At 69.3% G+C, this 8,472-nt stretch carries 6 protein-coding genes and 1 rRNA gene; all 7 read right to left on the bottom strand.

Annotated features, from left to right (window positions below):
* Window positions 1-228 precede the first annotated feature (228 nt).
* Window positions 229-1,998, bottom strand: coding sequence for a DNA repair protein RecN (gene recN / locus ACWFRF_RS34790; RefSeq protein ID WP_378997045.1), 1,770 nt, complete (start codon window positions 1,996-1,998; stop codon window positions 229-231).
* Window positions 1,998-2,927, bottom strand: a complete 930-nt coding sequence (locus ACWFRF_RS34795) for an NAD kinase (protein WP_378630063.1) — start codon at window positions 2,925-2,927, stop codon at window positions 1,998-2,000. Before ACWFRF_RS34795 ends, recN begins: the two co-directional genes overlap by 1 nt.
* Window positions 2,924-3,745: a TlyA family RNA methyltransferase gene (locus ACWFRF_RS34800; RefSeq protein WP_452454359.1), complete on the bottom strand. Its 822-nt coding sequence runs from the start codon at window positions 3,743-3,745 to the stop codon at window positions 2,924-2,926. Before ACWFRF_RS34800 ends, ACWFRF_RS34795 begins: the two co-directional genes overlap by 4 nt.
* A 1-nt stretch (window position 3,746) precedes the next feature.
* On the bottom strand, window positions 3,747-4,031 hold the full coding sequence (locus ACWFRF_RS34805; protein ID WP_379223982.1) for a hypothetical protein: 285 nt from the start codon (window positions 4,029-4,031) through the stop codon (window positions 3,747-3,749).
* Window positions 4,032-4,044: 13 nt separating this feature from the next.
* Window positions 4,045-4,938, bottom strand: coding sequence for an HAD-IIA family hydrolase (locus tag ACWFRF_RS34810; protein ID WP_452454360.1), 894 nt, complete (start codon window positions 4,936-4,938; stop codon window positions 4,045-4,047).
* Window positions 4,939-5,349: 411 nt separating this feature from the next.
* Entirely contained in the window at window positions 5,350-6,471 is a 1,122-nt protein-coding gene (locus ACWFRF_RS34815) for a hypothetical protein (protein ID WP_452454362.1), read from the bottom strand.
* Between the two features lie 1,910 nt (window positions 6,472-8,381).
* Window positions 8,382-8,472, bottom strand: a 5S ribosomal RNA gene (gene rrf, locus ACWFRF_RS34820); the annotation flags it as partial.

Consider the following 8,472-nt stretch of genomic DNA (forward strand, 5'->3'; position numbering starts at 1 on the left):
GTATAAGAGACAGGGCTTGCTCCTTCGTCGCCTACGCCCCGGCGCCTGACCGGCGGGACGGCCGCGGACCGGCCACTTCGTGGCCGTCCCTCCCTAGAGGTCGGGAGTGCGGTGGCTGGGTTGGGTGGGATGTTGAAGACGGGGACGGACCGGGTGTGCGGGGTGGTTGAAAGTGCGGTCGGTCGACTTCGGGTGTGGTGACCGACCGTTTTGGGGGTAATGCTCGCTTCAGGCGGGTAAGCGCTCGGCTCGGGCGGTTTCGAGGAGTTCTTCCGCGTGGGCGCGGCCGGTCTCCGTGTCGTCGAGGCCTGCGAGCATGCGGGCCAGTTCGACCACTCGTTCGTCGTCGGTCAGCGTGCGAACCCCGCTGTCCACCTTGCCTTTTCCGTCGTCGGACTTGTTCACCACCAGGTGGGTGTCGGCGAAAGCCGCCACCTGGGGCAGGTGGGTCACGACGATGACCTGATGGGTGCGGGCCAGGCGCGCCAGGCGCTTGCCGATCTCCACCGCGGCCCGGCCGCCGACCCCTGCGTCGACCTCGTCGAACACCATGGTCGCGCCGTGATCGGATCCGGCGAGCACCACTTCCAGGGCCAGCATCACTCGCGAGAGCTCGCCGCCGGACGCACTCTTGCTGAGCGGCAGCGACTGGGCTCCCGAATGCGCCGAGAGCCGGAACTCCACTTCGTCACAGCCGTTCGAACCGGCGTGCAACAGTGCACCGTCGATCTCCAACGGCGCGGAATCCTGGGCACTGGCCTGCAGCGGGCGGACCTGGACTTCCAAGCGCGCCTTCCCCATCGCCAGCCCACTGAGTTCGGTGCTCACCGCGCTCGCCAGCTTGCCCGCCGACTTGGCGCGCGCGGCACTGAGTTTGCGTGCCGCCTCGCGCACTTTGCCCGCGGCCGTCTCCACCTCACCGGCCAGCTTGGCCAGCGCATCCTCGGACACATCGAGCGAGTCGAGGCGCGAGCGAGACTCGTCGGCCCACGCGATCACCCCGTCGATGTCGGGTGCGTATTTGCGGGTCAGCGACTTGAGCTCGGCCTGACGGTTGAGCATCGTGTCCAATGCGCTGGGATCAGACGGCAATTCCGACAGATAGCTGCTGAGCTCGGTGGTCACGTCGACCACCACCGCGATCGCCTCGCCGAGCCGTGGAGCCAGCGCGGCCAGGGCCGGATCGTCGGCGGAATCCAGGCGGGCGCGGGCGCCACCGAGCAGATCGAGCACACCGCCACCGTCGGCCGGTGCGTCGGTCGGGCCCGAGAGCGACTCGTGCGCGGCGACACCCGCCTCGCGCAGGGAATCGAGGTCGCTGAGTCTGCGGATCTCGGCGACCAGGCGGGTGTCCTCACCGGGTTCGGGCGCGATGCCGTCGATCTCGGTGAGCGAATGCTTGAGCCGGTCGGCTTCCAGCGCCAGTTCCCGACTGCGCGCGGTGCGTTCGAGCAGTTCGGTCCGCGCGTCCAGCCAGGACCGACGATGCACCTGGAATTTGCGCAGCAGACCGGCGACGCCGTCGCCGGCGAACTGGTCCAGTGCCGACAGTTGCTGCTCCGGCCGCTGCAACCGCAATTGATCGTTCTGGCCGTGCACGGTCAGCAGCCGGGAGGTGAACTCACCGAGCACCGCGGCGGGCACCCCGCGACCACCGAGATGCGCGCGCGAGCGTCCGTCGCTGTTGACCGTGCGGACCGCGATCACGCTGCCGTCCTCGTCGGCCTCGGCACCCGCCGATTCCAGCACCTCCCCGACCGCCGTGCGAGCCGCGTCGTTCACGTCGTCGACGACGAAACGACCCTCTACCACGGCCTTCGCCGCGCCCAGGCGTACCCGTCCCGCGTCGGCGCGTGCACCGCTGAGCAGGTGCAGGCTGGTGACCACCATGGTCTTGCCCGCACCGGTCTCGCCGGTGAGCACGGTCAGACCGGCATGGAACTGCGCGGTGGCCGTCGAGATGACACCGAGTCCGTCAATCCTGATCTCCGTCAGCATCAGTGCTCTTCCGTTCGCTGTCTGCCCCGCCAGCCGGTGACCGGCAGTTGGAACTTACGCACCATCCGGTCGGCGAAGGGCGCCGAATCGAGCCGCACCCAGCGCACCGGACGTTCGCCGCGCACCACTTCGGCGCGGCCGCCACGCGGCAACGCGAGAGTGCGCCTGCCGTCGAGGAAAACGATCGCGTCGTGTCCGGTTGCCACGGTCTCCACCGCGATCAGCGACTCCGGGCTGGTCACCAGTGGCCGCGCGAACAACGCGTGCGCGTTGCTCGGGATCACCAGCATCGCCTCCAGTTCGGGCCACACCACCGGTCCACCCGCCGAGAACGCGTAGGCGGTAGACCCGGTGGGCGTGGAGATGAGGATGCCGTCGCAGCCGAACGCCGAGACCGGCCGCCCGTCCACTTCGAGCACCACTTCCAGCACGCCCATCCGCTGGGCGTTCTCGAGGCTGGCCTCGTTGAGCGCCCAGCCGCGTTCGACGATCGTGTCGTCCACGCGCACCGTGACGTCGATGGTCATCCGGTTTTCCACCTGGTAGTCGCGATCGACCACCTGCGAGAGCGCCTCGTCGAGGTTCTCGGCCTCGGCTTCGGTGAGAAAACCGATGCGGCCCAGGTTGATTCCGAGCACGGGCACACCCGCGGGCCTGCCGAGTTCGGCCGCGCGCAAGAACGTGCCGTCGCCACCGAGGGCGAGCACCATCTCACAGCCCTGGGCCGCGGACGGGCTGTGTGGCACCACCCGCACCGGATATCCGGCTTCGTCTTCGAACCGGGTGCTGTCGGCCTCGTCGGCCAGCACCCGCAGGCAGATACCCGCTTCGGCGAAGATCTTCGCCACCCGGTGCGCGGTCTCGATGATCTCCGCGCGACCGGGATGGGCGACGAGCAGGATCTCCCTGCCGCCGGCATGCGTACTCACTGCGGACCCTCCTCGACAGCCTGCGCGACCAGCGCCCGCACCTGTTCGGCGTCGTAGTCGAACGGGCCGACCTTGCGCAACCACAGGAAGTACTCGACATTGCCCGACGGACCGGGCAGCGGGCTGGCGACCACACCCAAGGTGCGCAGCCCGAGCGCGGCGGCGGCGCTCGCCACATCACACACCACTTCGGCGCGCAGCGCCGGATCACGCACCACACCGCCCGAACCGACCCGGTCTTTGCCGACCTCGAACTGCGGCTTCACCATCGGCAGCAGATCGGCGCCGTCGGCCGCGCAGGCCGCCAGTGCCGGGAGGACGAGCCCGAGCGAGATGAAGGACAGGTCACCGACAACGACTTCGACTGTGCCACCGATGGATTCGGGAGTGATGTTGCGCACGTTGGTGCGGTCGAACACTCGGACCCGGTCGTCGTTCTGCAGCCGCCAGATCAGCTGGCCGTAGCCCACGTCGACCGCGACCACCTCGCGCGCGCCCTTGTTCAGCAGCACATCGGTGAACCCACCGGTCGACGCACCCGCGTCCAGGCACCGCTTACCCGCGAGGCCGAGCCCCTCGGGTTCGAAGGCCTCGAGCGCGCCGAGCAGTTTGTGCGCGCCCCGCGAGGCCCACGACACCTCGTCGGGCTCTTCCCGCACGATCAGCGGGGTTCCCGTCTCCACGGCCGTCGCCGGTTTCACGGCGACGGTTCCGGCAATCAGGACGCGGCCCGCGCTGATCAGCTCGACCGCGTGTTCTCGCGATCGCGCCAACCCGCGGCGAACCAGTTCGGCGTCCACCCGCGCTCGTCTGGCCACCTCAGATCTTGTCCACTGTCGCCAGCGCGTCCACCAGTACGTCGTGCGCCTGTTCGAGGATGCGCGCACGGCGGGTGATATCGGCACCGGCCTCGGTGTTCTCCGCCGGGCCCGCGACAGGACGCGGACCGAGTTCGGCGAGTAGTGCGTCGACCTCGGTCTTGATCCGGTGCGGATCGGCGGGTTCCTGCTGCGCCGGTGCGCCGGGCAGGTGAGCGCCCGGCACGGGAATCCCGGGCCGCGGTGGCTGTGACGCGCCGTTCGGCGGTGAACTCGCAGTACTCATCGTGGCGTCAACGCTATCGGATTTCCGAATCGGCCGCGCGCACCCGTACCGCCCGGCCGGGATACTGTCGCAACAGTTCCGCGATGTCCGCCGGTGCGGCGGCCTCCGCCACGGTGGCGTCGTTGAGGGCGTCGAGGCCGGCGGCGATATAGGTGGGGATCCGGGCGGCGGGCGCGCCGATCACCTCCTCGAGCGTGCTGACTCCGGTCAGCACCAGCAGCGAGTCCAGACCCAGGCCGTTGGCGCCCTCGATATCGGTGTCGAGCCGGTCGCCGACGACCAGGGCGCGGCGGGTGCCCGCTCGCTCGATCGCATCTTCCATCAGCGGCGCGTAGGGCTTGCCCGCTACGAGGGGCTCACGATCGGAGGCGGTCGCCAGGGCCGCGACCATCGAGCCGTTGCCGGGGGCGAGGCCGCGCTCGTTGGGCAAGGTGCGGTCGGTATTGGCGGCGATCCACAGCGCGCCCGCGCGCACGGCGTAGGCGGCTTCGGCGAGGTCGGGCCATGCGGTTGCCGGCGAGTGGCCTTGGACGACCGCCGCTGGTGGGGTCTCGCCGAATCGGCGGATGGGCTCGAGGCCGACGGCTTTCACCTCGGCGGCCAGATCGTCGGTTCCGACGACGAGCACCCTGTCGCCGGGGCTCAGCCGTTCGGACAACATGCGGGCGGCGGCCTGCGCACTGGTCACCACATCGCCCGCGGTCGCCGGGTAGCCGAGCTCGTCCAGGTGGTGCGCCACGGCACCGGGACCGCGCGCGGCGTTGTTGGTGACGTAGACGAGACGTTGTGCCGAATCACTATCCGGTACAAGCGCTTTGGGCGCCCCTTCGATGACATCGGGTCCGCGGTACAGCGTTCCGTCCAGGTCGAGCAGCAATGCCTCGTATCGATCGCGTAGCCGGTCCATCCACCCTCACTTCGTCGTCTCTGCCGGGTCGGACACATCTGCGACCCTAGGCGAAGGCACCGACAGCTTCGGTTCCCCTCGGCTGCCGAATAGCGCTCGCACCCTTCATGATCGAGCATGTGCCACGTGTTCGTGCGCGATGTCCCCAGTTGCGGACGTCTCGCCCAGCGCGTCGCGGGCGCGCACCGACGCAACAGGGAAACCAGGCCGGTTGCCGGCCGAAGTAGATCCCCGCTCACACAGCGTGCTCGATTGCCCGCAGCGCAGGGACCGGTCCACCGCTCGAGCCGACCGAGTACCTCTGTGCCACACCCGATCCGGCGTTGCCGGCCGACATCAACCTCTGATGACATGCGAAAAGGCCGCAGGCCGGGAAACCTGGATGCGTTCCCGGCCTACGGCCTTGTGGTTCTACTGTGCGTCGCCGGTGAGTTCGGTTGCCCGCTCCTCGGCGTCGGTTTCGTCGTCGAGGTCGGCGGCAGCGGCGTTGAGGAACCACTGCAGGCCGTCATCGGTGCGGCCGGCCGCCACCAGCGCGTCGGCGTAGGCGTAGAACAGGCGCGCGGCGGCGGAGCCCGTGCGCGACGGGTCCAGATCGCAGGCTTGCAGCGTCACGACGGCCTGGTCGAACTGACCCAGATCCATCCGGGCGCCTGCCACAACGATCCGCAGCTCGGCGGCTTCGTCACCGGTGAGCGTCTGTGCTTCCTCGCTGCGACCGAGCTCGATGGCGCGTTCCGGCCTGCCGAGACCGCGCTCGCAGTCCGCCATCACCGCGAGCAGCCCGGCGCCACCGGACATGCGTCGTGCGGTCCGCAGCTCCGAGAGCGCCTCTGCCCATTCCTCGGCGTGGTAGGCCACCACACCGGCGGTCTCCCGCACCACCGCGATGCGGCCCGCGCGCTGCCGCGCGGCCCGAGCGTGTGCCAGCGCCAGGCGCGGGTCGTCCTCGAGCAGCTCGACGGCCATCACCATGTGCCGGGCCACCGAATCGGCGTTGTTCTTGTCCAGGCTCAGCAGGTCACGGCGCACGGCCGGATCCAGATCGGAGGCCTGCACATCCTCGGGCAGATCGGGCTCTTCGGGACGCGCAGCACGGCGATCGTCCGGCCGCCCACCCGTCGTACGAGCGCCTTCACCGCCGCGACGGCGGTCATCGCCGAAGTCACCCGACCGCGACGCACCACCGGACGCCGAGCCACTGCGCGCACGGTCGTCACGATCCGAACGGGCACCGCGATCCGCGAATCCACGCCGCTCGCCACGGTCGGCGTCACCGCCGTCCCGATCGTCACGATCCGAACCGCTAGAACGGTCGTCGCGATCCGACTCACCTCGGGCAACACTCTCACGATCGAAGCCGCGGGGGCTCTCGTCTAGGCCGGAATCGTCACGGGCGGCGTCATTCAGGTCGCCACTGCCCGACCCGCGATCGGTGGCGTCGGACCGGCTGTCGAGATCCGAATCGACCCGCGCGCTACCGCTCTCGGACTCGACGCCGTCACGAGGACGGTCACCTTCACCGGTGTCGATGGTCGCCTTGTCGTCGGTCTCGGCTACCCGCGCCGTGGCCGAGCTTGCGTTGTCTTCGGACTGCTCAGTGGACGCTGTCGACTCGTCGGTTGCGGGCTTGTCGCTCGCCGTCGCGGAGGTGCCGACCGACGCACCGGCCGAGGCCGTGCTGTCGTCTTCGGTGATCGACTCGTCGATATCGGAGGCAGCCGATGCCGAGACAACGCCGAGCACGTCACTGTCGCGCTCACGTCGCTTCTCGCGGTAGGTGCCGTCGAGCGGCTTGCCGTCCTCGCCGACGAACTTGCCCTGGCTGCCACCGGAGCGCGCGTCACGCTTGAAGCCGCCGCGACCGCGGTCGTCGTCGCGCCTCGGCCCACGATCGTTGTCGTCGCGCCGCTGGTAGCCGCCCTTGCCGCTGTCGTCACGACGCGGGTAACCACCCTTGTCGTCACGCTTCTGATAGCCGCCGCGATCGGAGCCACCACGCGAACGGTCATCGCTGTCGTTACGACGGAAGCCGCCACCCGGACGGTCGCTGCCGCCTTCGCTGCGACGGAAGCCACCACGATCGGAGCTGCCGCCGCGGTCACTGCCGCGATCGGAGCTGCCACGCGAACGGTCGTCGCCTTCGTTACGACGGAAGCCGCCACCCGAACCGCCGCGGGGGCGATCGTCATTGTTGCCGCGGTACCCGCCACGGTCGCCGCCGCGGTCGAAACCGCCTGCGGGACGGTCGCTTCCGCCTTCATTACGTTTGAAACCACCACGGTCGCCGGAGCCACTGCGACCGGCGTCGTCACGGCGCTGGTAGCCACCGCGGTCGCCGCTGTCGCTGCGCTTGAATCCGCCGCGATCGTTGTCGTCACGCTTCTGGTAGCCGCCGCGATCGTTGTCATCACGTCGCTGGTAACCACCGCGACCGGCATCATCGCGCTTGGGGTAACCGCTCTTGTTGTCGTCGCGGCGCTGGTAGCCACCACGATCCGACGAGCCGCCGCGATCCGAACCACCACGGTAGCCACCACGGTCACCGCCGCGGTCGAAACCACCTGCGGGACGATCACTTCCGCCCTCATTACGCTTGAAACCACCACGGTCGCCGGAGCCACTGCGACCGGCGTCGTCACGGCGCTGGTAGCCACCGCGGTCACCGCTGTCGCTGCGCTTGAATCCACCACGATCGTTGTCGTCACGCTTCTGGTAGCCGCCGCGATCGTTGTCATCACGTCGCTGGTAACCACCACGACTCGCGTCGTCGCGCTTCGGGTAGCCGCCCTTCGCGCTGTCGTCGCGGCGCTGGTAGCCACCGCGATCAGCGGAGCCGCCGCGATCCGAACCACCGCGGGGGCGGTCGTCGTTGCCCCGGTAGCCACCACGGTCGCTGGAGCCGCTGCGACCGGCGTCGTCACGGCGCTGGTAGCCACCGCGGTCGCCACTGTCGCTGCGCTTGAATCCACCACGGTCGGAGCTGCCGCCGCGGTCGTCGCGGTTGTAGCCACCGCGCTGGCCTTCGGGACGACCGGAGCCGCGATTGTCGTCGTTGCGACGGAATCCACCCCGGTCGGAGCCACCACGACCTGCGCTGCTGCCTCGGCCTGCGTCGTCGCGGCGGAATCCGCCGCCTTCGCCACGGCCGGAGCCGCGATTGTCACCGTGTCCGCCGCGGGGGCGATCGGTCGGTTCGCCTCGCCGGCCGAAACCGGGGGCGTCTCCGTCCCGGCGGAAAGGCTTCCGTCCGTCGTTGTGTTCCGACACGGCGATCCCTCTCTAGGTTCCCCGACCTGCGGGGAGTGTTGTCAATGACCCCGCCACTAAGAATTCAACCACGGACGAAGGACGGGGCATCGTCCGCCTGGCGTACCGAACTCGTATCGAGTCCACAAACGCCGATAGGGGACCCAAATAAGGGTCCCCTATCGCGAAGGATGTTCCGGCAGTGTCCTACTCTCCCACACCCTGTCGAGTGCAGTACCATCGGCGCAGGTGGCCTTAGCTTCCGGGTTCGGAATGGGACCGGGC

This window comes from Nocardia sp. NPDC055165, assembly GCF_053606985.1.